This window comes from Cognatishimia sp. WU-CL00825, from assembly GCF_040364665.1.
Classification (GTDB): Bacteria; Pseudomonadota; Alphaproteobacteria; order Rhodobacterales; family Rhodobacteraceae; genus Cognatishimia.
In genome coordinates this window covers 2,057,628-2,079,279 of record NZ_BAABWX010000001.1, presented here as the reverse complement: position 1 = coordinate 2,079,279, position 21,652 = coordinate 2,057,628, and the positions used below count along the sequence as shown (strand labels likewise).

21 protein-coding genes are annotated in these 21,652 nt (G+C 54.1%); 13 read left to right on the top strand and 8 right to left on the bottom strand.

All coding sequences use genetic code 11. From position 1 onward, the window contains the following. The first annotated feature begins 21 nt into the window (after positions 1-21). The 13 genes from ABXG94_RS10260 (at position 22) to ABXG94_RS10200 (ending at position 13,707) form a co-directional block, all read left to right on the top strand. Positions 22-1,038: a DNA-directed RNA polymerase subunit alpha gene (locus ABXG94_RS10260; protein WP_353533901.1), complete on the top strand. Its 1,017-nt coding sequence runs from the start codon at positions 22-24 to the stop codon at positions 1,036-1,038. Between the two features lie 162 nt (positions 1,039-1,200). Next, positions 1,201-1,617 carry a 50S ribosomal protein L17 gene (gene rplQ / locus ABXG94_RS10255; RefSeq protein ID WP_353533900.1) on the top strand — a complete coding sequence of 139 codons (417 nt, stop codon included), beginning with the start codon at positions 1,201-1,203 and terminating at the stop codon, positions 1,615-1,617. Positions 1,618-1,834: 217 nt separating this feature from the next. Beyond that, the gene (locus ABXG94_RS10250) at positions 1,835-3,160 is read left to right on the top strand and encodes a ferredoxin reductase family protein (protein ID WP_353533899.1); all 1,326 of its coding nucleotides are present in this window, start codon (positions 1,835-1,837) and stop codon (positions 3,158-3,160) included. A 188-nt stretch (positions 3,161-3,348) separates the two neighbouring features. Continuing rightward, positions 3,349-4,731, top strand: a complete 1,383-nt coding sequence (locus ABXG94_RS10245) for a trypsin-like peptidase domain-containing protein (protein ID WP_353533898.1) — start codon at positions 3,349-3,351, stop codon at positions 4,729-4,731. A 2-nt stretch (positions 4,732-4,733) separates the two neighbouring features. Continuing rightward, the gene (locus ABXG94_RS10240; RefSeq protein WP_353533897.1) at positions 4,734-6,071 is read left to right on the top strand and encodes a replication-associated recombination protein A; all 1,338 of its coding nucleotides are present in this window, start codon (positions 4,734-4,736) and stop codon (positions 6,069-6,071) included. A gap of 114 nt (positions 6,072-6,185) precedes the next feature. Continuing rightward, positions 6,186-6,563: a fluoride efflux transporter CrcB gene (gene crcB, locus ABXG94_RS10235; protein ID WP_353533896.1), complete on the top strand. Its 378-nt coding sequence runs from the start codon at positions 6,186-6,188 to the stop codon at positions 6,561-6,563. Beyond that, positions 6,560-7,603 carry an RluA family pseudouridine synthase gene (locus ABXG94_RS10230; RefSeq protein ID WP_353533895.1) on the top strand — a complete coding sequence of 348 codons (1,044 nt, stop codon included), beginning with the start codon at positions 6,560-6,562 and terminating at the stop codon, positions 7,601-7,603. The genes crcB and ABXG94_RS10230 overlap by 4 nt, the downstream gene beginning before the upstream one ends. Further along, on the top strand, positions 7,600-8,271 hold the full coding sequence (locus tag ABXG94_RS10225) for an HAD-IA family hydrolase (RefSeq protein WP_353533894.1): 672 nt from the start codon (positions 7,600-7,602) through the stop codon (positions 8,269-8,271). The genes ABXG94_RS10230 and ABXG94_RS10225 overlap by 4 nt, the downstream gene beginning before the upstream one ends. 4 nt (positions 8,272-8,275) lie before the next feature. Further along, the gene (locus ABXG94_RS10220; RefSeq protein WP_353533893.1) at positions 8,276-8,983 is read left to right on the top strand and encodes an ATP12 family chaperone protein; all 708 of its coding nucleotides are present in this window, start codon (positions 8,276-8,278) and stop codon (positions 8,981-8,983) included. Positions 8,984-9,193: 210 nt separating this feature from the next. Beyond that, positions 9,194-10,210, top strand: coding sequence for an amino acid ABC transporter substrate-binding protein (locus tag ABXG94_RS10215; protein ID WP_353533892.1), 1,017 nt, complete (start codon positions 9,194-9,196; stop codon positions 10,208-10,210). 119 nt (positions 10,211-10,329) lie between these two features. Further along, entirely contained in the window at positions 10,330-11,598 is a 1,269-nt protein-coding gene (locus ABXG94_RS10210; protein ID WP_353533891.1) for an amino acid ABC transporter permease, read from the top strand. A 1-nt stretch (position 11,599) separates the two neighbouring features. Beyond that, positions 11,600-12,904: an amino acid ABC transporter permease gene (locus ABXG94_RS10205; RefSeq protein WP_353533890.1), complete on the top strand. Its 1,305-nt coding sequence runs from the start codon at positions 11,600-11,602 to the stop codon at positions 12,902-12,904. A gap of 11 nt (positions 12,905-12,915) precedes the next feature. Then, complete coding sequence (locus ABXG94_RS10200) at positions 12,916-13,707, top strand: amino acid ABC transporter ATP-binding protein (RefSeq protein ID WP_353533889.1); 792 nt, start codon at positions 12,916-12,918, stop codon at positions 13,705-13,707. A gap of 54 nt (positions 13,708-13,761) precedes the next feature. On the opposite strand, the gene ABXG94_RS10195 is transcribed toward ABXG94_RS10200, so the two are convergent. From ABXG94_RS10195 to ABXG94_RS10160, 8 genes are all read right to left on the bottom strand, one after another. After that, positions 13,762-14,250, bottom strand: a complete 489-nt coding sequence (locus tag ABXG94_RS10195; RefSeq protein ID WP_353533888.1) for a SixA phosphatase family protein — start codon at positions 14,248-14,250, stop codon at positions 13,762-13,764. Then, complete coding sequence (locus ABXG94_RS10190; protein ID WP_353533887.1) at positions 14,247-14,879, bottom strand: 4Fe-4S dicluster domain-containing protein; 633 nt, start codon at positions 14,877-14,879, stop codon at positions 14,247-14,249. Before ABXG94_RS10190 ends, ABXG94_RS10195 begins: the two co-directional genes overlap by 4 nt. Continuing rightward, the gene (locus ABXG94_RS10185) at positions 14,876-15,670 is read right to left on the bottom strand and encodes a sterol desaturase family protein (RefSeq protein WP_353533886.1); all 795 of its coding nucleotides are present in this window, start codon (positions 15,668-15,670) and stop codon (positions 14,876-14,878) included. Before ABXG94_RS10185 ends, ABXG94_RS10190 begins: the two co-directional genes overlap by 4 nt. A 35-nt stretch (positions 15,671-15,705) precedes the next feature. After that, positions 15,706-16,572 carry an acetylglutamate kinase gene (argB, locus tag ABXG94_RS10180; protein WP_353533885.1) on the bottom strand — a complete coding sequence of 289 codons (867 nt, stop codon included), beginning with the start codon at positions 16,570-16,572 and terminating at the stop codon, positions 15,706-15,708. A gap of 90 nt (positions 16,573-16,662) precedes the next feature. After that, a complete protein-coding gene (gene yihA, locus ABXG94_RS10175; protein ID WP_353533884.1) occupies positions 16,663-17,316 on the bottom strand; it encodes a ribosome biogenesis GTP-binding protein YihA/YsxC in 654 nt (217 codons plus the stop codon). After that, positions 17,316-18,062 carry an MOSC domain-containing protein gene (locus tag ABXG94_RS10170; protein ID WP_353533883.1) on the bottom strand — a complete coding sequence of 249 codons (747 nt, stop codon included), beginning with the start codon at positions 18,060-18,062 and terminating at the stop codon, positions 17,316-17,318. The genes yihA and ABXG94_RS10170 overlap by 1 nt, the downstream gene beginning before the upstream one ends. Then, positions 18,059-19,861, bottom strand: a complete 1,803-nt coding sequence (gene yidC / locus ABXG94_RS10165) for a membrane protein insertase YidC (RefSeq protein WP_353533882.1) — start codon at positions 19,859-19,861, stop codon at positions 18,059-18,061. Before yidC ends, ABXG94_RS10170 begins: the two co-directional genes overlap by 4 nt. 207 nt (positions 19,862-20,068) lie before the next feature. Beyond that, positions 20,069-21,616, bottom strand: a complete 1,548-nt coding sequence (locus ABXG94_RS10160) for a putative bifunctional diguanylate cyclase/phosphodiesterase (RefSeq protein ID WP_353533881.1) — start codon at positions 21,614-21,616, stop codon at positions 20,069-20,071. Between the last annotated feature and the right edge of the window lie 36 nt (positions 21,617-21,652).

Here is a 21,652-nt window from a genome sequence, read left to right as displayed (position 1 = left end):
AAGACAAGAATGGAGGGACGCATGATCCATAAGAATTGGGCTGAATTGATCAAGCCAACACAGCTAGAAGTAAAGCCGGGCAACGACCCTGCGCGCCAAGCAACGGTTGTTGCCGAGCCGCTGGAACGTGGATTCGGTTTGACTTTGGGCAACGCATTGCGCCGCGTTCTGATGAGCTCGCTGCAGGGTGCTGCCATCACTAGCGTTCAAATCGACAACGTATTGCACGAGTTTTCCTCGGTTGCGGGCGTTCGCGAAGACGTCACCGACGTTATCCTGAACCTGAAACAGGTTGCCCTGCGCATGGAAGTCGAAGGCCCTAAGCGCCTTTCGATCAATGCCAAAGGCCCCGGTGCAGTCACAGCGGCGGATATCTCTGACTCTGCTGGCATCGAAGTTCTGAACAAAGACCTGGTTATCTGTCACCTTGACGATGGCGCCGACCTGTTTGTTGAACTGACTGTCAATACAGGCAAAGGTTACGTTTCTGCGGATAAAAACAAGCCAGAAGACGCGCCGATTGGCCTGATGCCAATTGATGCGATCTACTCGCCTGTGAAACGCGTGTCTTACGACGTTCAGCCGACCCGCGAAGGTCAGGTTCTGGACTATGACAAGCTGACTATGAAGATCGAAACAGATGGTTCGATCACACCAGAAGACGCGGTGGCCTATGCGGCGCGCATTCTGCAAGATCAACTGTCTATCTTTGTGAACTTTGACGAACCAGAAGCTGCTGGCCGTCAGGACGAAGATGATGGTCTGGAGTTCAACCCGCTTCTGCTGAAGAAAGTGGACGAACTGGAACTGTCTGTACGTTCTGCAAATTGCCTGAAAAACGACAACATCGTTTACATTGGCGATTTGATCCAGAAAACCGAAGCAGAAATGCTGCGCACTCCGAACTTTGGCCGCAAATCTTTGAACGAAATCAAAGAAGTGCTGTCAGGCATGGGTCTGCACCTTGGCATGGACGTCGAGGACTGGCCGCCGGACAACATCGAAGACCTGGCGAAGAAATTCGAAGACGCCTTCTAAGAGCGTCTTGAAGAATTCGGGCGGGCCACATATACGGCCCGCTCAAATGCCCACAATAGTGGGGACAATCTGGGCGATCCTGCCCCAAGGAGAGCGGCCCACCCGCATGGGACGCCAGACAAAGCACCGCCCACACAAGGGCACGAAACAAGGATTAATAAAATGCGTCACGCACGTGGTTACCGCCGCCTAAACCGGACACACGAACACCGTAAAGCGATGTTTGCAAACATGGCCGGCTCTTTGATCGAGCACGAGCAGATCAAAACAACTTTGCCAAAAGCAAAAGAACTGCGCCCGATCGTTGAAAAACTGATCACTTTGGCGAAAAAGGGTGACCTTCACTCTCGCCGTAACGCAGCGTCTCGTCTGAAACAAGACAAGTACGTTGCGAAACTGTTCGATGTTCTTGGCCCACGTATGGCAGAGCGTAACGGTGGTTACATCCGCATCATGAAAGCCGGTTTCCGTTATGGCGACATGGCCCCAATGGCGATCATCGAATTCGTTGACCGCGATGTTGACGCCAAAGGCGCAGGCGACAAAGCCCGCCTGGTAGAGATCGAAGACGCGGAATAAGCTGCTCTCTCTCTGATTACTTAGAAAACCCCGTCTGGCAACAGGCGGGTTTTTTTCATGGCTCGATCTACTGGGGCGCTAGGGCGTTGCAAATTGGCAAAATCCGGCTGATCCACTGTTGACTTGCGCGTCTTAGGCCAGCAGACCTGTGAGCGAATTAGCCAAGCCCACAGCGGCCCAGCCAAGCCCACAGCGGCCTAGCCAAAAAGGATCACCTATGCGCCTCAAGCCTCTTGGTCTTATCGTGACAGCCGCTGCCATTTTGACACCCATAATCTGGCTGCCCGCGCTGGACCACGGCAAAGATACATTGGCTTTGGTCAGCCAGTACATGGGCATGGCGGCGTTGATTGCCATGGCGATTTCTCAGCTGATTGCCACGCGCTTCAAGATCGTAGAGATGTTGTTTGGCGGGCTGGACCAAGGCTATGTATTGCACAAGTGGCTGGGCATCATGGCCATGGTCTTTATCTTGCTACACGATACAATTGATGCAGATATGCGCCATCTTGGCGGGCAGAACTGGTTGGAAGAACTGGCGGAAACGCTGGGGGAACTCAGCCTATATGGTCTGTTGATCCTGGTGATGATCACCATCACAACCTTTATTCCCTATCATCTGTGGCGCTGGACCCACCGCTTTATGGGAATGTTCTTTGTGGCTGGTGCGGCGCATTATCTGTTCATCCTGAAACCGTTCAAAAACGCCGACCCGATCGGGCTTTATGTCAGCGCCATGTGTTTGCTGGGAATCCTGGCATTTTCCTATCGATTGCTGCCGGCCGCCCTGCGCCCGTCGCGGCGCTATAAGATCAGTCAGATTGAAAAGACCGGCGGCGCGCTGGCGCTGAGCATGACGCCCCACAATGGGGGGCTGAAATACCGGCCCGGACAATTTGCCTTTCTCAGCATTGATGGCTCTGAACCCCATCCCTTTACCATCAGCAAAGCTCCCAGTGCGGATGGCACGCTGCGCATGACCGTGGCCAAATTGGGTGACTTTACCGCGCGAATGCATCAGCAGACGCTCAATCAGGCAGAGCTGCGCATCGAAGGAGCCTATGGGCGGTTTGAGCGCAAAACACGCAGCGCTCCGGAACTTTGGATCGCGGCGGGCATCGGCATTACTCCATTTATGGCCTGGGCTCAGTCACTCAGTGCGGACAATGGACCGGTGCATTTGCTGTATTGTGTAAAATCAGAACTGCATGCGGCGCATTTGAGCGAGCTGCAACTTTTGGCGGCGGAAAAAGACAATCTAAACCTTTATCTGCACAGTTCAGCCTCGCAAACCCGTGCGACGGCCGAGAGTATTTTGCAGGTAACAGGCCTGCAGACCCGTGATCTTACGGTGGCCTTCTGTGGGCCAAAACCCATGCGCAAATCCCTGTGCGAAGGCTTTCGCCGCAATGGTTTGCCGCAGCGCAGGTTCAGATATGAAGAATTTGAAATCCGCACCGGCATCGGCCTGAAGACGCTTGCGCGGCTGTTGTTTGACCGGGTGAAGCTGCCCAATCAGTTTAAATCCCGCGGCGATCTTTAGTGCGGCCCTCCCTTTCATCTTTCTAGAAATACTCTGGGGGAGGCGTTGAAATGTAATTTCAACGTTGGGGGCGAAGCCCCGCCTTTTTCCGGACCCCAACGCCGCCGTGAACACGCGCCCATGGCAGACGCATCTTGCATTCTGCTCTGCTGCGCCGCATATCCTGAACAGACATTTCAGGAGCCATCATGATCCGCGCCATTGCCACAGCGCTATGCCTCAGCCTTGCCAGCATTGCCACAGCCGATACCCAAATCCCGAATTCTCGGGCCGAGATAGCGCTTGGTTTTGCCCCATTGGTGAAACAAGCCACACCGGCGGTGGTCAATATCTATGCCAAACGTGTGGTGGCTGTGCGTGAAAGCCCGTTTCAGGGCGACCCATTTTTTCAGAATCTGTTTCGGGAATTTGGCACCACACGGCCCAAAGTGCAAAACTCTTTGGGATCAGGTGTGATCCTGTCATCTGACGGTATTATTGTATCAAACTACCATGTTGTGGGCATGGCGACCGATATCCGCGTTGTTTTGAATGATCGGCGCGAATTCACCGCAGATGTTCTGTTGTCTGATCAGGCCAACGATCTGGCGATCCTGCAACTAAACAGCACCGAAGAGATGCCGTTTCTACCCCTGCGTGACAGCGATAATGTGGCTGTCGGAGAGCTGGTACTGGCGATTGGCAATCCGTTTGGGGTTGGGCAAACGGTTTCCAGCGGCATTGTCTCGGGATTGGCGCGCAGCGGCACGGCGGCCGGCGCTGGTCAGGGCTATTTCATCCAGACCGATGCGCCGATCAATCCGGGCAACTCAGGGGGCGCGCTGATTGATGTGAATGGCGATTTGATTGGCATCAACACCCGAATTCTCACACGGTCGGGGGGGAGCAACGGCATTGGATTTGCTATTCCGGCCAATCTGGTCGCGGAATTTGTGCAGCAGGCACGGGCGGGCAATCGCCAGTTCGAAAAACCTTGGGCGGGGGCGGTTGGACAATCGGTTGATGCTGATATCGCTGACAGTCTGGGGTTGGATCGTCCAGGGGGCATTGTGATTTCCGCCTTACATGCGGCCAGCCCCTATCGTGCGGCGGGCATTCGGTCTGGCGATGTGATCCTGTCAGTGGATGGTCAGCCGGTGACAAATGGTGCCGAAATGGTGTTTCGCATGGCGGTTGCCGGTATTGGCTCGGTGGCCAAAATTGGCGGTCTGATTGACGGAAAACATCAAGTGGTGGAGGTCGATCTGATTGCGCCACCGGATAGCCCAGCCCGAAATCAGGCGACCACGGGCCGCAAATCCGCCATTCCGGGCATGGTGTTGTCAAATATCAACCCGGCGGTGGTGGTGCAGTTTGGCCTGCCGCTTCTGTCGCAAGGGGTGGTGGTGGAAGACCCTGGCGATATCGGTGCCCGCGCGGGGCTTAGGGTTGGGGATATTTTGCTTGAGGTCGATGGGCGAGCAACGCCGGATGTGGCGGCCGTCACCAAGGCCTTAGATGCAGCCAAAAACCGGCTTTCCATGGGGGTCCAAAGAGGCGCGCGCCGGGTTGTTATGCGCTTTCGGCTCTAGCCATGGCGGATCTTTTCCAAGACGAGGGTGCCGGGCCTATATCTGGCTCTGAAACCACGCCCAACACAGCGCCGCGACCGCTTGCGGATCGGTTACGGCCACAGACTCTGTCAGAGGTGATCGGACAGTCCCAGGTGCTTGGGCCAGAGGCCCCGCTGGGGATCATGCTGGCCTCGGGCACGCTGAGTTCCTTGATATTTTGGGGGCCTCCGGGGGTTGGTAAAACCACTATAGCCCGGCTATTGGCGTTGGAAACGGATCTGCATTTTGTTCAGATCAGCGCGATATTCACCGGCGTGCCGGATTTGCGCAAAGTCTTTGAGGCGGCCAAAATTCGTCGCCAGAATGGACGCGGCACCCTGTTGTTTGTGGATGAGATCCACCGGTTTAACAAAGCCCAGCAGGATGGGTTTCTGCCCTATATGGAGGATGGCACCATTCTGTTGGTGGGGGCCACAACTGAAAATCCAAGTTTTGAGCTGAATGCGGCGGTGCTGTCGCGCGCACAGGTCATGGTGCTGGAACGCTTGGATGATGCAGACCTTGAGGCCTTGAGCCAACGGGCCGAAGCGGAACTGGGCAAGCCGTTGCCCCTGACCGCAAGCGCCCGCGCGACGTTGCATTCTATGGCGGATGGTGATGGGCGGGCGCTGTTGAACCTGATTGAGCAAATCAACGCCTGGAAGGTTGCTGGGGATCTTGGCCCGGAAGAACTGGGTAAGCGCCTGATGAAACGCGCGGCGAAATACGACAAGAACGGCGATGAACATTACAATTTGATTTCTGCCTTGCATAAATCGGTGCGCGGCTCGGACCCGGATGCGGCTCTGTATTGGTTTGCCCGAATGCTGGAGGGTGGCGAGGACCCGCGGTATCTTGCGCGGCGCTTTGTGCGCATGGCAGTCGAAGATATCGCGCTCGCGGACCCCAATGCTCAGACTGTGTGTTTGCATGCCTGGGAAACCTTTGAGCGGCTGGGCTCGCCGGAAGGTGAGTTGGCGCTGGCGCAGGCGGTGATCTATCTGGCGCTCGCGCCAAAGACCAACGCCGGTTATATGGCCTATAAGGCGGCGCGGGTGGCCGCCAAGAAGACCGGATCCCTGATGCCGCCCAAACATATTCTGAATGCGCCGACTTCGCTGATGGAAGAGCAGGGCTATGGCAAAGGCTATGATTATGACCACAGCGCCGAAGATGGGTTTTCCGGTCAGAACTATTTTCCGGAAGGCATGAAGCGCCCCAAATTCTACGAGCCGGTGGAGCGCGGCTTTGAGCGGGACCTGAAAAAACGCGTCGATTACTTTGCCAAGCTGCGCGAAAAGCGCGAGGGATCGGAGTAGGGGCGTTGCCACCGCCGTTGAAATTGCATTTCAACGCCTCCCCCAGAGTATTTGTGCAAAGGTGAATAGGGGCTTTCGCTTGACAAGTGCCGGGGCAGACGACAGAGACGCGGGATGCTTATCAACCTTGCATATGTGGCCCTTGGCGGGGCATTAGGCGCTGTTTTGCGTTATGTGACCGGGCTTGGCGCTGCGCGCCTTGCGGCGGCGGGCCTGCCGCTGGGGATTATCACGGTGAATGTCATCGGATCGTTTCTGATGGGACTTTGCGTGGTCTATTTGGGCAAACGTGGGTTGATGCATCTAAGCCCCCTGTTGATGACAGGGTTTTTGGGAGGCTTCACAACCTTTTCGGCGTTTTCGCTGGAAACGGTGACTTTATTTGAGCGCGGCCAGACCGGTGCGGCGCTAAGCTATGTGCTGATTTCAGTGATTGGGTCGATCTTGGCCTTGGCGCTTGGGGTTTGGCTTGCACGCGGAGTATGGGCATGAGTGGCGTACAGAATTTGACGATCGTGGCGGATGACGCTGATATGCGGTTGGACCGCTGGATGAAACAGAAGTTTCCTCAGTTAAACCAAATCCGCATCGAAAAGATGTGCCGAAAGGGCGAAATTCGCCTGGATGGCGGCCGGGTGAAGCCGGCGACCCGTTTGGTGGAAGGGCAGAATATTCGTATTCCGCCGGTGCCGGATTATTATGAGCCAAAACAGCACAGCGAGCGCCGGATATCGGCGGCCGATGAAAAACTGATTCAATCCTGCGTGCTGTATCGCGATGATCATCTGATTGTGTTGAACAAGCCAGCAGGACTGCCCACCCAAGGCGGCAGCAAACAAACGCGCCACGTGGATGGTTTGGCAGAGGCCCTGAAGTTTGGCAATGATGAGAAACCGCGCCTTGTGCACCGGTTGGACAAAGACACCTCTGGTGTTTTGGTCCTGGCGCGGTCGCGCAAGATGGCCAGCGATTTGACCGCAGCTTTTCGCCATCACGCGACGCGCAAGATTTACTGGGCGGTGGTGGGCGGTGTGCCCACGCCTTATCTTGGCGAAATCAAGTATGGTCTGGTCAAAGCTGGCGGTCACGGGCCGCGGGGGGAAGGCGAGAAGATGCATTGCGTGCATCCACGTGAGGTGGCGAGCACCCCAGGTGCCAAACGCGCGATCACTCAATATGCCACATTATACCGGGTGGCGAGCCGGGCGGCCTGGGTCGCCATGGAGCCGGTGACGGGGCGGACACACCAGCTGCGGGCGCATATGGCAGAGATTGGTCACCCGATTATTGGCGATGGAAAATACGGTGGTTCTGGCCAGGAAAACCTGGGCGATGGTTGGGGCGCGCAGCTTGGCGGGATGATCAGCAAAAAGCTGCACCTGCATGCGCGCACCATGTCGTTTGAGCATCCGGTGACAAAACAGCCATTGATTGTGCATGCGCCCCTGCCTGAGCATATGCAAAACACCTTTGATACTTTTGACTGGGCCCCGCATATGGCCGCCGAAGATCCGTTTGAGGAGTTGCGATGACGGATTTGAGGCTTGTCGTCTTTGACGTCGACGGGACTTTGGTGGACAGTCAAGGCGATATCATCGCTGCGATGACCCTGGCCTTTGAAGGGCAGGGCTTGACGATGCCGCCGCGCAATCAGGTGTTGGCGCAGGTTGGCTTGTCGCTTGAGGTGATCTTTCCACGGTTGGTTCCCGACGGAACGCAGGCGCTATTTGACAGTTTGGTGCAGGGCTATAAGGACGCTTATATGCATTTGCGCAAAGCCAAAGGCAGTGTGCAAAGTTCGCCGCTTTACCCTGGAGCTTTGGATGTGTTGGGCAGCTTGAATGCCCTGCCAGATACGCTGTTGGGTGTTGCAACTGGCAAGTCCCGCCGAGGATTGGATAAGCTGCTGGAAGCGCATGGGTTGACCAGGACTTTTGTGACCGAACAAGTGGCCGATTTTCACCCGTCTAAGCCGCATCCCGCGATGTTACACGCTGCCCTGTCTGACACGGGTGTGGCGCAGGATCGTGCGGTTATGGTGGGGGACACAAGTTTTGATATGGAAATGGCCAAGGCAGCGGGTCTTTATGCCATTGGTGTCAGCTGGGGCTATCATAAGCCTGATCAGTTGCATCAGGCTGATGTTGTCATTCACGAATTCAATCAATTGCACGATGTGCTGAACAAGTTTTGGGGCTAAGACGATGGCGGGCTGGAATACCAACAAGCGCTTTTGGAAAAATGCAGGATATGAGGCACATGAAAATGGCTTTGTGATCCAGTTGGATGGGCGCAGCCTAAAGACCCCCGCTAAGACGCCGGTGGTGGTGCCAACGCGCGAATTGGCCGAAGCCATCGCGGCTGAATGGGACGCGCAGGGTGATCAGGTTGATCCTTTGACCATGCCCATGACCCGCACGGCGAATTCTGCCCTAGATAAGGTCGCAATCCAGAAGCAAGATGTCGCAGAGATGCTGGCAGATTATGGTGGCACTGATCTGCTGTGTTATCGCGCCGAATCACCTGTGGAATTGGTGACCCGTCAGGCGGAAAACTGGGATCCGGTGCTGGATTGGGCTGCTGATTCGCTTGGGGCGAGATTGCAGCCTGTCTCTGGCGTGATGTTTAAGTCTCAGAATGAAGCTGCTTTAAAGCGGCTGCGCGACATGGTGCATGGGCTTTCTAGCTTTCAGTTGGCAGCCTTTCATGATCTCGTTTGCATGTCCGGATCACTTGTTCTGGGCTTTGCTGCGGTGCACGAATATCGTCCCGCTGAGGACTGCTGGACACTGTCTCGGTTGGACGAATTGTGGCAAGAAGAGCAATGGGGACGGGATGATGACGCCCATGCGCTTTCTGAAACCAAGCGTTTGGCATTCCTGCACGCGCATCATTTTTTCAAAATATCCTGATAATAAGACAGTTTAGGAAGGAAATGATTGCCATTTGAGCAAGCATTATTAATGCATCAATTTCCTTGAACCAGCCCTTGACCTTTTCTGATGAATGCGCCCAAACTGACTCCTGCTGAAGGAGCGAGGACTCTTCACAGCAACAAACTGATCGTAAAATGGATCAGAAGTTCGTTCCAAAAAGGGACGGTAATTCAGGAAGAGGTTAAAATGAATAAATCTGTACTAATTGGCGCCGCGGCCATTGCTTGTGTCTCCGCTGGTGTCGCCGCTGCTGGCACGCTTGATGACGTGAAAGCACGTGGCAAACTGAACTGTGGCGTTGCGTCTGGTCTGGTGGGATTTGCAACCCCGGATGCCAGCGGTGAATGGGGTGGCTTTGACGTCTCTGTTTGTCGTGCGGTTGCCGGTGCTGTTTTGGGTGACCCAAAGGCCGTCGAATTTGTGCCGACAACTGGTAAGACACGCTTTACGGCGCTGGCTTCCGGCGAAATCGATATGTTGGCGCGTAACACCACATGGACATTCTCTCGGGATGTTGACCTGAAGTTCACATTTGTTGGTGTGAACTATTATGACGGTCAGGGCTTCATGGTTCCAAAAGAACTGGGTGTTGCCTCTGCGAAAGAATTGGATGGCGCAACTGTTTGTATCCAAACCGGTACAACAACAGAGCTGAACCTGGCGGATTTCTTCCGCACAAACGGCATCAGCTATGAGCCAGTTCCAATCGAAACCAATGCTGAAGCGCAACAGCAGTACCTAGCTGGTGCTTGCGATGTTTACACCACAGATGCGTCTGGTCTGGCGGCAACGCGTGCTGCATTCGAAAACCCTGGTGATCACACCGTTCTGCCAGAAATCATCTCTAAAGAGCCACTCGGGCCACTTGTTCGCCACGGCGACAACGAATGGGGCGACATTGTTCGCTGGACTTTGAACGCGTTGATCACAGCAGAAGAGCTGGGTGTGACCTCTGCAAACGTTGCTGAGATGTCTGCGGGCACAGACAACCCAGAAGTTAACCGTCTGTTGGGTTCCGAAGGTTCCTTGGGCGAAATGCTGGGTCTGGACGCAGAATGGGCTAAGCGCGCTATTATGGCGGGCGGCAACTATGGCGAAGTGTTCGAAAAGAACATTGGTGAAAACACACCAATCGGTTTGGCGCGCGGCTTGAACGCGCAGTACACAGACGGTGGTCTGCTGTACTCTCCTCCATTCCGCTAAGGTCTGAAGTTTTGGGGCGCGAGATCCATCTCGCGCCCCAAATGTTTTATTCCTAAGAATAATCGACCAGCACATCTTAAGTGCATAATAAATTGGTCGAAGCACGGGGAACATCCTAAATGACAACTCTCACCGACCCTCCGAAGGCGTCGTTTCGGCTATCAATGCTGATATACGACACCCGGTATCGTTCGGCGACGATCCAGGTTGTTGCATTGTTTGGCTTTATGCTTTTGGCTGCATGGCTGATCAACAATACGCTGACAAACCTGAATACGCTGGGCAAGCCGATCTCATTGGCTTTCTTTACAGAGCCTGCAAGTTACGACATCAACCAAAGACTTCTGGACTATAACAGCCGAGACAGCCACCTGCGCGCGGCCTTTATTGGGCTGTTAAACACATTGGTCGTCGCCGTTTTGGGCTGTATCACAGCCACAATCCTGGGCGTTCTAATTGGTGTGCTGCGCCTATCCAAAAACTGGATTGTCGCAAGAATCATGACGTTTTATGTGGAAATGTTCCGCAACGTCCCGGTTTTGCTGTGGATCGTATTGGCCATGGCCATTCTGATCGAAAGCCTGCCAGCACCACGGGCGTTCCGCGGTGAAAACCCAGAAGCGACCCTTAGCTTTTTTGACACAGTCGCGATCACAAACCGGGGTGTGTATATCCCCGAGCCGCTGTTTTCCAATTCACTGGGCAACCTACCGATTTTTGGCAACTCGAGCTTACGATTTGATATCTCGCTTGATTTCTTGGCCTTTGCGCTTGTTTTGGTGGCTGGGCTTTTTGCAAGTCACACCATTAAGAAACGCGCGGATGTAACGCAGGAAGCCACGGGCCTACGGCCTACGACCTGGTACACACGGCTTGCTGTTGTGTTCATACCAATCATTGTGCTGTTTGCTGTCTTGGGTTTCCACCTTGGGTACCCAGAGCTGAAAGGGTTTAACTTTCAGGGTGGGACGCATATGCGGAACTCTTTGATCGCCCTATGGTTGGCGCTGTCGCTTTATACTGCCGCCTTTATCGCGGAAATCGTGCGCGGTGGTATTCTTGCCATCAGCCATGGTCAAACCGAAGCGGCTGGTGCCTTGGGTCTGCGGTCTGGCCGCATCATGAGCCTTGTTGTTCTGCCTCAAGCGTTGCGTGTCATCATCCCACCGATGATTTCCAACTATCTGAACCTTACCAAAAACTCGTCATTGGCGATTGCGGTGGGTTACATGGATATCACCGGGACTTTGGGCGGCATCACGATGAACCAAACCGGCCGCGAGCTGGAATGTGTTGTGTTGCTAATGGCAGTGTACTTAATGATCAGCCTCAGCATTTCGCTGGTGATGAACTGGTACAACAATCGTGTGAAATTGGTGGAGCGGTAGAATGAGCAATCAACCTTTTGTCCGCGAAGAAATGTTGCCAGAATTGGCACCGCCAGCAACTTCTGTGGGCTTTATCGGCTGGGCCAGAGCAAACCTGTTCTCTAGCCCATTAAATTCAATCCTTACACTCGTCTCGATCTATTTCATCTATTCGATCCTTGCCGGGCTTTTGCCTTGGATGTTTCAATCCTCTTGGAGCGCAACATCGCTGACCGAATGTCGTGAGATATTCAATGCCACCTATGGCACATCCCATGGGCACGCTTGCTGGGGTGTTGTGAACGATCGTTGGCTGCAACTATTGTATGGGTTCTATCCAGACTACCTGTACTGGCGTGTGAATCTGACTTTGGTTCTGACCTTGGCAGCTTTGGCACCCATTCTGTTTTCAGAAAAAACACCTAAGCAGTTTATCTATCTGACAATGGCGTATCCATTCCTGATGCCTTGGCTTCTGTGGGGGGGCACCATTTGGGGACCTTTGGCGGTGGCTGCAGGTTTTGGAATCGCTGTTCTGGCCTATCGTGCACTTTCAAATATGAGCGGATTAATCGCTTTGATTGGTGCGGTCGCGTCTGCAGTGATTTGGTGGCTGTTTTTGGCAGGTTGGGTCAGCAATGGCCTGTCTGACATCTTGCCAATTGGCATCGAAGCGGTTGAAAGCCGCAAATTCGGCGGCTTTATGCTGGCTTTGTTGCTGGGGATCGTTGCGATTGGGGTGTCCCTTCCGATCGGTATCTTGCTGGCCCTTGGGCGTCAGTCTGATCTGTTGATCGTGAAAGCCATCTGTATCGGATTTATCGAATTCATCCGCGGCGTGCCGCTGATCACCCTGTTGTTTGTGGCGTCGCTTTTGCTGAACGTCTTCCTGCCACCGGGTACGAATTTTGATATTATCCTACGTGTCATGATCATGATGACCCTATTCTCTGCCGCCTATATGGCCGAGATCGTTCGGGGTGGTCTGGCCGCCTTGCCCAAAGGGCAATACGAGGGCGCAGACAGTCTTGGTCTGAACTATTGGCAGGCACAACGTCTTATCATTATGCCACAGGCGCTAAAGATCTCGATCCCAGGTATCGTGAGCACCTTTATTGGCATCTTTAAGGACACAACGCTGGTGTCGATCATTGGTCTGTTTGACGTGATTGGTCTTTCGACAGCCATTCGTGCCGACACCGCTTGGAACGGCGTCTATTGGGAACTGTTTGCGTTTATCGCCTTCTTGTTCTTCATCGTCTGCTTTTCCATGTCCCGCTATTCCATGTACCTGGAGCGCAAGCTTCAGACTGGTCACAAACGATAGGAGATCTAGATATGTCTGATCTTGCAACTGACCGTAACGTTGATCGATCAAAGCTTCAGGTAAGCGACAACGTTGCCATTCAAATCACCAATATGAACAAGTGGTACGGGTCGTTCCACGTGCTCAAGGATATTAACCTGACCGTCAACGAGGGCGAGCGTATCGTCATCGCCGGGCCCTCGGGTTCGGGTAAATCCACCATGATCCGCTGTATCAACCGTCTGGAAGAGCATCAGCAGGGCCAAATCATCGTGGATGGCACGGAGTTGACGTCTGACCTTAAGAACATCGACAAGGTGCGCTCTGAGGTTGGCATGTGCTTTCAGCACTTCAACCTGTTCCCGCATTTGACGATTTTGGAAAACTGTACTTTGGCTCCGATCTGGGTGCGTAAAACACCTAAGAAAGAAGCCATCGAAACAGCGATGCATTTTCTGGAAAAGGTCAAAATCCCTGAGCAGGCCAACAAGTATCCTGGCATGCTTTCGGGTGGTCAGCAGCAGCGTGTGGCGATTGCCCGTTCGCTTTGCATGAAGCCACGTATCATGTTGTTTGATGAACCAACATCCGCTCTTGATCCAGAGATGATCAAAGAGGTTCTGGACACTATGATCGAGCTTGCCGAAGAAGGCATGACCATGTTGTGCGTGACCCACGAGATGGGCTTTGCCCGTCAGGTGGCCAACCGCGTGATCTTTATGGACCAAGGTCAAATTGTTGAACAGAACGAGCCAGAAGAGTTCTTTAACAATCCAAAAAGCGAGCGGACAAAATTGTTCCTCAGCCAGATCCTGGGTCACTAAGAGCGCAGTGCAAAAATTTCAGAAAGCCCCGCCATTGTGCGGGGCTTTTTTGGTTCATTTCAGATCTTTGGGAACAATAAAATCCCGAATCTTGCCGGATCCTGGCTTGAGGGCGGCCCAGTCTGAAATTTCAAAGTCGATGACTGTGGTTGCGCAGGTTGGATAGTCATAAAACCGCGAGTGATCCGGGCGGGTTGCCACCAATTGATCCGCCAATTCGGCGATACCGGGGTTGTGGCCCAACAGCAGAACCGTATTGGCCGTTTCCGCCTTTAGTTCTGCCAGCATGGTATCGGGATCAGCCAGATAAAGCCTGCGTTCAAATCGCATTGGTACATCAAACCCCAAACCGTCGCAGGTTTCGCGCGTGCGTTTGGCGCTGGAGCTTAGGATAGCGTCAGGCAGATATCCCTGTGTGCGCAGCCAGTCCCCGATTGCTGGGGCTGCCATTTGGCCACGGGTGTTAAGAGGGCGGTCAAAATCTCGGCCAACGTGTTCCCAGCTGGATTTAGCATGGCGCATAAGAATGAGGTGTTTGGTCATTCGCCTAAAAAAGCCTTCATGTGAAATTCTGATTGTGCGGGCACTCTGCCAAACTTTTGCGACGTTGGGCAGCTAATTCGCACCTTACAGCCTGTCATACAGTCGCGGCCTTGAGGGGATTTGATGTAGCTTTGACAGGCGGCCACGTCATAGCCCTTGGCTGTCAGTGCGCCGACGGGGCAGGCGGTGAGGCATGGTTTGTGATGACAGCTGCCACAGGGCGCGGGCAAAGCCGCTGGCAGCGCAATATGCCGCCGCAGGGCCAGTGCTCCTCGGAACGAGGCAAACAGCCCGGCTTTGGGATGTACCAGCAAGCCTACGGGCGACTGATCACAGCCAGATTGGAGCGCCCATTGAATGAACGGCGCATAGGGTGGCCCATCTGATGGGAAAAACGCTGTGGCGCTTTCTGTTTTTGCGATGGCATTGAGGATACGCTTGCCAAAACGATCTAGGGCATTGGGCCGGCCATCCAGGTATTCTGGTTGTTGGGTGAAATGCCCCCAAAAACCGGGTTCGTCCGGGCCGATCATCAACACGGTCTGAAAACCATCAACCCAGGGGTCATCGTGGGGGTGGAAACCGCCAACAACGGTCAGCCGATTGTCATGAAGTAGCTGCGCGATCATTTTTTGAAAAACGGCAGGGTCAGCACCCAGCTGAGCTTGGCGGGGCGTGTGTCTTGCCACCTTAGGCCAACCGTCATGTTGTCGTGGCCCTCGGCGGGCTGGGCAATGTAGGTGCCAAAAAGTCGGTCCCAGAGGGAAAGCGAAAACCCATAGTTGCTGTCATGTTCGTGCCGGTGCACGGAATGATGCACCCGGTGCATGTCAGGTGTGACCAAAACCCGGCGCAGGTTGCGATCTAGGGGAAGGGGGAGTCGAATATTGGCGTGGTTGAACATGGCGGTGCCATTCAGGATGATTTCAAACAAGATGATTGCCAGTGCGCTTGGTCCTAGCAGATAAACAAGCCCGATTTTCAGCGACATAGACAGGGCGATTTCGATTGGGTGAAAGCGGATTGCGGTGGTGACATCCATGTCACGATCCGCGTGATGTACCCGGTGCAAGCGCCAGAGCAGGGGCACTTTGTGGGTTACGAGATGTTGAAGCCAAATAGCGAAGTCAAAAATCAAGATCGCCAGAAAAACTTCTAGCCACGGGGGAAGTCCAACAAGATTAAACAGACCCCATCCCTGGGCGGATGCATCCAGAGCGGCCCCAACAGCCAATGCTGGCAGTAAAAAGGCCAAAGCACGTAGGGTCAGTGTATTTATAGCGGTCAGCGCCCAATTCGTCGCCCATCTTGATTTGCGCGATTGGGCGCGCAAACGACGCGGAAGCAGGGTTTCGATGCCGGCTAAGACAATGAAAAGACCGAGGAATATGCTAAGACGTATTGTGGCTTCGTTTTCCATAAGCGCAGAGTACCCCACAAGGGGGGGCTGTCAAATCAACTGTCGTCGCGGATCATTGACCCTGCGCCATGTTCGGTGAACAATTCCAACAAACAGGCATTTGGTGCCCGGCCATCCAAGATCACCACGGCGCGCACGCCGCCTTCGATGGCGCTTAGTGCGGTTTCGGTTTTTGGGATCATGCCGCCAGCAATCACGCCGGATGCGATCATGTCGCGAATTTGCTGGGCCTTCAGCTCTGTCATCACGTCGCCGTTTTCACCTTTGACGCCCGGCACATCGGTCAGCAACAACAGGCGGTCGGCATTCAGCGCCGAAGCAATGGCCCCGGCGGCTGTATCGCCGTTGATATTAAAGGTTTCCCCATTGCGACCCGCCCCCAAAGGCGCGATCACTGGGATGGTGTTTTTGGCAAACATGTCATGCAGGATTTCTGGATCCATTTCGGTGGGGGTGCCGACAAAGCCCAAATCAGGGTTGGTTTGATCACAGGTGATCAGATTGGCATCTTTGCCCGACAGGCCAACCGCCTTGCCACCCTGTGCGTTGATGGCCTGAACGATGCGTTTGTTGACGCGGCCAGATAAAACCATTTCAACCACTTCGACGGTGGCGGCATCGGTAACCCGTTTACCGTTGACGAAATCTGATTTGATTTCAAGACGGTCCAACATGGCGTTGATCATTGGGCCGCCGCCATGCACCACAACGGGGTGGATGCCGACCATCTGCATCAAAACAACATCACGCGCAAATTCATCCATCGCGTCGTCACTGCTCATGGCGTGACCGCCAAGTTTTACGACAACTATCGCCCCGGTGTAGCGCTGCAAATAGGGCAGAGCTTGTGACAGGGTGCGGGCGGTGGCGATCCAATCGCGATTCATGTTTTGCTTCTTCATGTCCTGGTCCCTCTGGCCGTCTGTGTTACCCAATCGCTGGCAATTGGCCAAGAGTAGATGTTTTTACAGACCCAAATGACTGGGTTGGGGTTATTTCAGGTTGGCAATAAGCGCCCGTAATGTGGGCAGCCCCCAGCCTTTCTCGCTGGACGTCAGCACGATTTCCGGGAACGCGGCCGGATGTTTTGACAAGGCCGTGCGCACTTGTTCCAAGATCTTTTCGCGGTCAACGTCTTTGACTTTGTCGGCCTTGGTCATCACCACCTGGAAGGTCACGGCAGAGCTGTCCAAAAGCGACATGATTTCTTCGTCGACTTTTTTGACGCCGTGGCGGCTGTCCACCAGTACAAAAGCGCGGCGCAAGGATACGCGTCCTGAGAGATATTGCTTGAGCAACTTTTGCCATTTTTCAATGACAGGCAGGGGGGCATTGGCAAAGCCATAGCCCGGTAAATCGACCAGATAATGGCTGTCTGCCAATGTGAAATAGTTGATTTCCTGGGTGCGGCCTGGGGTGTTTGAGGCGCGCGCCAGACCTTTGCGCCCCGTCAGGGCGTTGATCAGGCTGGATTTGCCAACATTTGAACGCCCGGCAAAGCAAACCTCGATGCGATCATCACCAGGCAGGCCGGACATGGCCACCACGCCTTTGAGAAAATCAGCATTGCTGCCGACAAACATCTTGCGGCCCTTTTCAAGGCTGATGGCATCTGGTTCTTCGACCAGAGGGAAGGGCAATTGCATTATAGAACCTCGACGTGATCGCCAGCAGCGATGTCGCCAGCTTTGGTCACAATGGCTTTGACACCAAAATCTTTGTGACCCCAATTTGATTTCAGAGCGGTCAGCGTATCGTAATCGCGTTCGCCGGTGTCCGGATCAACGGTTGTTGCGGTGCAACGTTCGATCCGCTCTCGTACTTCGAATTCGGCAGTGCCGATCCGGATGTGTTTCCCGACCCAGGAAAATTCGTCCCATGCGGGCAAGCCATCAAGGTGGATGTTGCCACGCCAGCGGTCCATCGAAAGCTCGGCGTCCAAAGCGGCACCAACGGCGGCGTTTGTCGCAAGGTTTAGGATGCTGAGGGATGGGAAACTGGAATCTGTAAGCCCCACGCCCGGCACTTTTAAGATGCCGGTGGATTGGCGGCGATCAGCGGGCATGATCGGGCGCACCCAGCTGACAAATTTCGCAGCGTCGGTGTCTGGGTTGATGGTCAGATCCCAAAGATCAGGATGTGAAAGCGTGACCCGGCCCGTGGCCTCGTCGAGCTTGGCGGTCATGGCCATCAAACGCGGTGAGCTGGCACCGCGCGAGAAGTTGATACATCTGGCCCATTCAGAGCCATCAGCCCTGGTGGCGTCGTGTGTCACGGCCCAATGGCGGTCCCATGGCATGCATTTGCCGGCTTGCAACGCGACGCGCTGCAAGGCCTCCCGGCCATGTGCTTTGATGGGATGGCGCCAAAGGGCCGCAACAGCTACGTTCATTTGTCGTCGGCCTTGGCCTTGCGCTTAAAGCTGCCTTTGATGTTGCCAAAGACATCGGGTTTGAACCCGTGGCTGCGCATGATCAAATATTGCTGTGTAAAGGTGATGGTGTTGTTGGCAATCCAGTAGATGACCAGACCACTGGCAAAGCTGCCCAGCATGAACATGAACACCCATGGCATCCAGGCAAAGATCATCGCCTGTGTCGCATCGGTTGGGGCCGGGTTCAACTTTTGCTGCAGCCACATTGAAACGCCCAGCAAGATTGGCAGAACACCAAGGCTGAGGATTTCGAAGAATCCAAGTTCAGGCACCGCAAATGGCAGCAGGCCAAAGAGGTTGATGATCGAAGTTGGATCAGGCGCGGAAAGGTCTTTCAGCCAGCCGATCCAAGGTGCGTGGCGCAGTTCCAAGGTGACAAAGATCACTTTGTAGAGCGAGAAGAAGATCGGGATTTGAATAAGCAGTGGCAAACAGCCAGAGGCTGGGTTTACCTTTTCCGACTTATACAGCGCCATCATATCTTGCTGCATCTTCTGGCGGTCATCACCGGCTTTTTCTTTCAGCTTCTCCATCTGAGGCTGAAGCTCTTTCATCTTTGCCATCGAGGCATAAGATTTATAAGCCAAGGGGAAGACGATTACCTTGATGATCACGGTCAACGCGATGATCGACCATCCCATATTGCCGATGACACTGTTTAGCCAGTGAAGCAGAGCAAACATTGGCTTGGTCAGGAAGAAGAACCAACCCCAGTCGATGCTGTCCAAAAAGCCTTTGACGCCGCCTTCGTTTTGATAGCCACGAATGGTTGCCCATTCTTTGGCACCGGCAAACAACTGGCTTTCAACGGTCACGGACTGGCCGGGGGCCAGTGTTTCTGTCGGCATCACCGCTTCGGTCTGATAGATGTCGCGGCGGTCATCGTATTTGGCAACTGATTTGAACGCGCTGGTTTGGGACGGGATCAATGTTGCCATCCAATAGTGATCGGTAAAGCCGATCCAGCCGTTTTCAGAAACCTGCGTGGCCTCGGCTTTGGCACCTTCGTTCTGATTGAACTCGAAATCGGTCATGCCGTCATAATCAAGCTCGTTCAGCTCGCCGTCGGACATCGACACCAAACCTTCGTGCAAGATGAAAAAGTTCTTGAGGTCTTGGGGTTCACCGTGGCGAGCCAAAACGCCATAAGGCGCAAGCGAAACGGTGCCGGCTGCAGTGTTTTCTACAGATTGCTTGACGGAAAATAAGAAGTTTTCATCCACCGAGATTTCACGACGGAAGGTCAAGCCGTTGCCATTGTCCCAAGACAAAAGGACGGGAGCATCTTCGGTGAGAGTAGCACCTTTTTCCACCGACCAGATGGTATTGGCCCCTGGCACGGTATCCAGTGTCAGCCCGGCACCTGGTGCCCAGCCATAAAGCGCATAATAGCTGCCGGGCGTGTTGCGCGGTTTGAAGAAGTGAACGATTTCAGAATCGTCGTCCAAAGTTTCTCGATAGTCTTTCAGCGACAGATCGTCGATCCGGCCACCTTGCAAAGAAATCGAGCCACTGAGGCGAGCGGTTTCGATGGAAACCCGCGGCGCATCAACAGTTTCGTCGGTTACGGCTGTTTCAACAGTCGCAGCGCCAGTCGCTTGTGCCGCTACCGGTGCGGTCAATGGCTGCGTGGCTTCCATTTCGTTGACCGCTGTGTTGGTTGGCTGCTCCGGAGGAGGGAACAGAAGGAACCAAACGAGGATCACAGCAAAGCTAAGCGCGGTTGCAAGAATGAGGTTCTTGTTATTGTTGTCCATTACGATGGGCCACCTGTCTGTTTAAACGCCTTTGGTATGGTGCCAAAGCAAGCGTTCCTGACCTTTTCCAGTATAAGCGGCTGCGCCAAGATCATCGCGCGCGCACACTTTGGTTCAGGCTGGTTCAACAGAGGTAGGGACAAAAGGTCAAGTGGAATCCTTTTGCAGAGGGGCTAAGGGCCAAATTGTTGGGGAATTATCCGTGTTTCACCGCAGTTGTTTGCCGATTTGCGGGGTCTGTTGCAATGCCGCGATATGGTCGGTCATCCAAGGAATCGTCTGTTCAAAGGGCATTGGGCGGGCAATGCCGAAGCCCTGCACGTGATTGCAGCCCAATTGTGCCAGCATGTTGTGCTCGCCTGCGGTCTCGACCCCCTCGGCGAGGGTTTCCAAACCCAGTCTTTCGGCCATTGTGACAATGGTCGCCACCAGACGTTGCTGTTCGGGGTCACTGTCGACATGCATGACAAATGAGCGGTCAATCTTGAGGCGCGACACAGAGAAACGCCGGATTGAATTTATCGAGGCATTTCCGGTGCCGAAATCATCAAGATCGATGTAGCAGCCCAGCTTGGCTAGACCGTTTACATTTTTTGAAACGGCACCTTCAGATGGACCGGCGATCACGGTTTCTAGCACTTCGATGGCGACGCGATCAGGCGAAAGCTTGTAGCGGTCCAATTCCCAATGGATTTTATCAACCAAATTTGGATTGCGCAGTTCATCGCCAGAGAAATTCACCCCCACGTGTGGCACTTCAAACCCTTGGCTTTGCCATTGGCTTTGGGCTTGCAACGCGCTTTTGAGCATAAAGTCCGCGAGTTTTTCCAATTGGCCTGTTTCCGCAAGCGTGTCGAGAAACTCTCCGGGGGCGACGATGCCCTTTTGGGGATGTTCCCAGCGGGCAAGTGATTCAAAGCCGGTGATTTTTCCCGTGTCTGTAGAAATTTGAGGCTGAAACCACGCGCGGATTTCACCCAATTGCAGCGCCCGTGCGGCGTCTTGGCAAAGCTGTTTGTGGCTTTCGTTTCTGCGGCGCATTTTTTCGGAATAGGCGCGCATGGATGAGGCACCATTTTTGCGGGCTTCACGCAATGCCATGCGGGTTGCATCTTCGAGATCAGAAAAATACCGACTTAAAATTTGGTCGCTGCGGCAAAATCCGATGCCAGCTGTGACGTCAACAGTTGTCGCCTCTACTGGAATGGCGGTTTCGATGGCGGATTTTAAGCGCGTGGCCAGTTGTACGCAAATTTCCAGATCCAGATGGCGGACCGGCGTCAGCAACAACAGAAAGTCACCGTCACCAGAACGGGCAAACAGATCTTCGTCGCGCAGGCCACGTGAGATGCGGGCAGCCACGGTTTGTTGAATTTGTTGCGCCGCAGCTTCGCCATATTGGGTAACCACGTCGTCAAACGAGTCGATGCTGAGCACAAAACAAGCGGTTTTGCGTTGTGAGACTTCGAATTGTTTAAGCCAGTTTTGCGCAACGTCCCTTACATAGCTGATCGATTGCAGTCCTGTCAGACGATCGATATTTGGGTTTTCTGCCTGTTTTGGCAGATATCTGGCAACAAAGTGAAACCCCAGCAGCAGCAAAAAGATCGCGGCAAACAGCAGGCTTTGTTCTCCGCCAGCCCAATAGGCGACCAAGCACGAAAGACTGATACCAAGCCCAATTAGGGTTGGATGGGTGGCCCAGTTTAAAACAGAGTGACCCAGCGATTGGCCCGTTTTATACGGTTGCTTCATGTTGTGTTCCTGTTGTGGCATACCACCATCACCGGA

What these genes read in the sequence shown, in the direction of transcription:
- ABXG94_RS10260 (WP_353533901.1), top strand. Translation starts at nt 22, where the DNA reads ATGATCCATAAGAATTGGGCTGAATTGATCAAGCCAACACAGCTAGAA.
- rplQ (WP_353533900.1), top strand. Translation starts at nt 1,201, where the DNA reads ATGCGTCACGCACGTGGTTACCGCCGCCTAAACCGGACACACGAACAC.
- ABXG94_RS10250 (WP_353533899.1), top strand. Translation starts at nt 1,835, where the DNA reads ATGCGCCTCAAGCCTCTTGGTCTTATCGTGACAGCCGCTGCCATTTTG.
- ABXG94_RS10245 (WP_353533898.1), top strand. Translation starts at nt 3,349, where the DNA reads ATGATCCGCGCCATTGCCACAGCGCTATGCCTCAGCCTTGCCAGCATT.
- ABXG94_RS10240 (WP_353533897.1), top strand. Translation starts at nt 4,734, where the DNA reads ATGGCGGATCTTTTCCAAGACGAGGGTGCCGGGCCTATATCTGGCTCT.
- crcB (WP_353533896.1), top strand. Translation starts at nt 6,186, where the DNA reads ATGCTTATCAACCTTGCATATGTGGCCCTTGGCGGGGCATTAGGCGCT.
- ABXG94_RS10230 (WP_353533895.1), top strand. Translation starts at nt 6,560, where the DNA reads ATGAGTGGCGTACAGAATTTGACGATCGTGGCGGATGACGCTGATATG.
- ABXG94_RS10225 (WP_353533894.1), top strand. Translation starts at nt 7,600, where the DNA reads ATGACGGATTTGAGGCTTGTCGTCTTTGACGTCGACGGGACTTTGGTG.
- ABXG94_RS10220 (WP_353533893.1), top strand. Translation starts at nt 8,276, where the DNA reads ATGGCGGGCTGGAATACCAACAAGCGCTTTTGGAAAAATGCAGGATAT.
- ABXG94_RS10215 (WP_353533892.1), top strand. Translation starts at nt 9,194, where the DNA reads ATGAATAAATCTGTACTAATTGGCGCCGCGGCCATTGCTTGTGTCTCC.
- ABXG94_RS10210 (WP_353533891.1), top strand. Translation starts at nt 10,330, where the DNA reads ATGACAACTCTCACCGACCCTCCGAAGGCGTCGTTTCGGCTATCAATG.
- ABXG94_RS10205 (WP_353533890.1), top strand. Translation starts at nt 11,600, where the DNA reads ATGAGCAATCAACCTTTTGTCCGCGAAGAAATGTTGCCAGAATTGGCA.
- ABXG94_RS10200 (WP_353533889.1), top strand. Translation starts at nt 12,916, where the DNA reads ATGTCTGATCTTGCAACTGACCGTAACGTTGATCGATCAAAGCTTCAG.
- ABXG94_RS10195 (WP_353533888.1), bottom strand. Translation starts at nt 14,250, where the DNA reads ATGACCAAACACCTCATTCTTATGCGCCATGCTAAATCCAGCTGGGAA.
- ABXG94_RS10190 (WP_353533887.1), bottom strand. Translation starts at nt 14,879, where the DNA reads ATGATCGCGCAGCTACTTCATGACAATCGGCTGACCGTTGTTGGCGGT.
- ABXG94_RS10185 (WP_353533886.1), bottom strand. Translation starts at nt 15,670, where the DNA reads ATGGAAAACGAAGCCACAATACGTCTTAGCATATTCCTCGGTCTTTTC.
- argB (WP_353533885.1), bottom strand. Translation starts at nt 16,572, where the DNA reads ATGAAGAAGCAAAACATGAATCGCGATTGGATCGCCACCGCCCGCACC.
- yihA (WP_353533884.1), bottom strand. Translation starts at nt 17,316, where the DNA reads ATGCAATTGCCCTTCCCTCTGGTCGAAGAACCAGATGCCATCAGCCTT.
- ABXG94_RS10170 (WP_353533883.1), bottom strand. Translation starts at nt 18,062, where the DNA reads ATGAACGTAGCTGTTGCGGCCCTTTGGCGCCATCCCATCAAAGCACAT.
- yidC (WP_353533882.1), bottom strand. Translation starts at nt 19,861, where the DNA reads ATGGACAACAATAACAAGAACCTCATTCTTGCAACCGCGCTTAGCTTT.
- ABXG94_RS10160 (WP_353533881.1), bottom strand. Translation starts at nt 21,616, where the DNA reads ATGAAGCAACCGTATAAAACGGGCCAATCGCTGGGTCACTCTGTTTTA.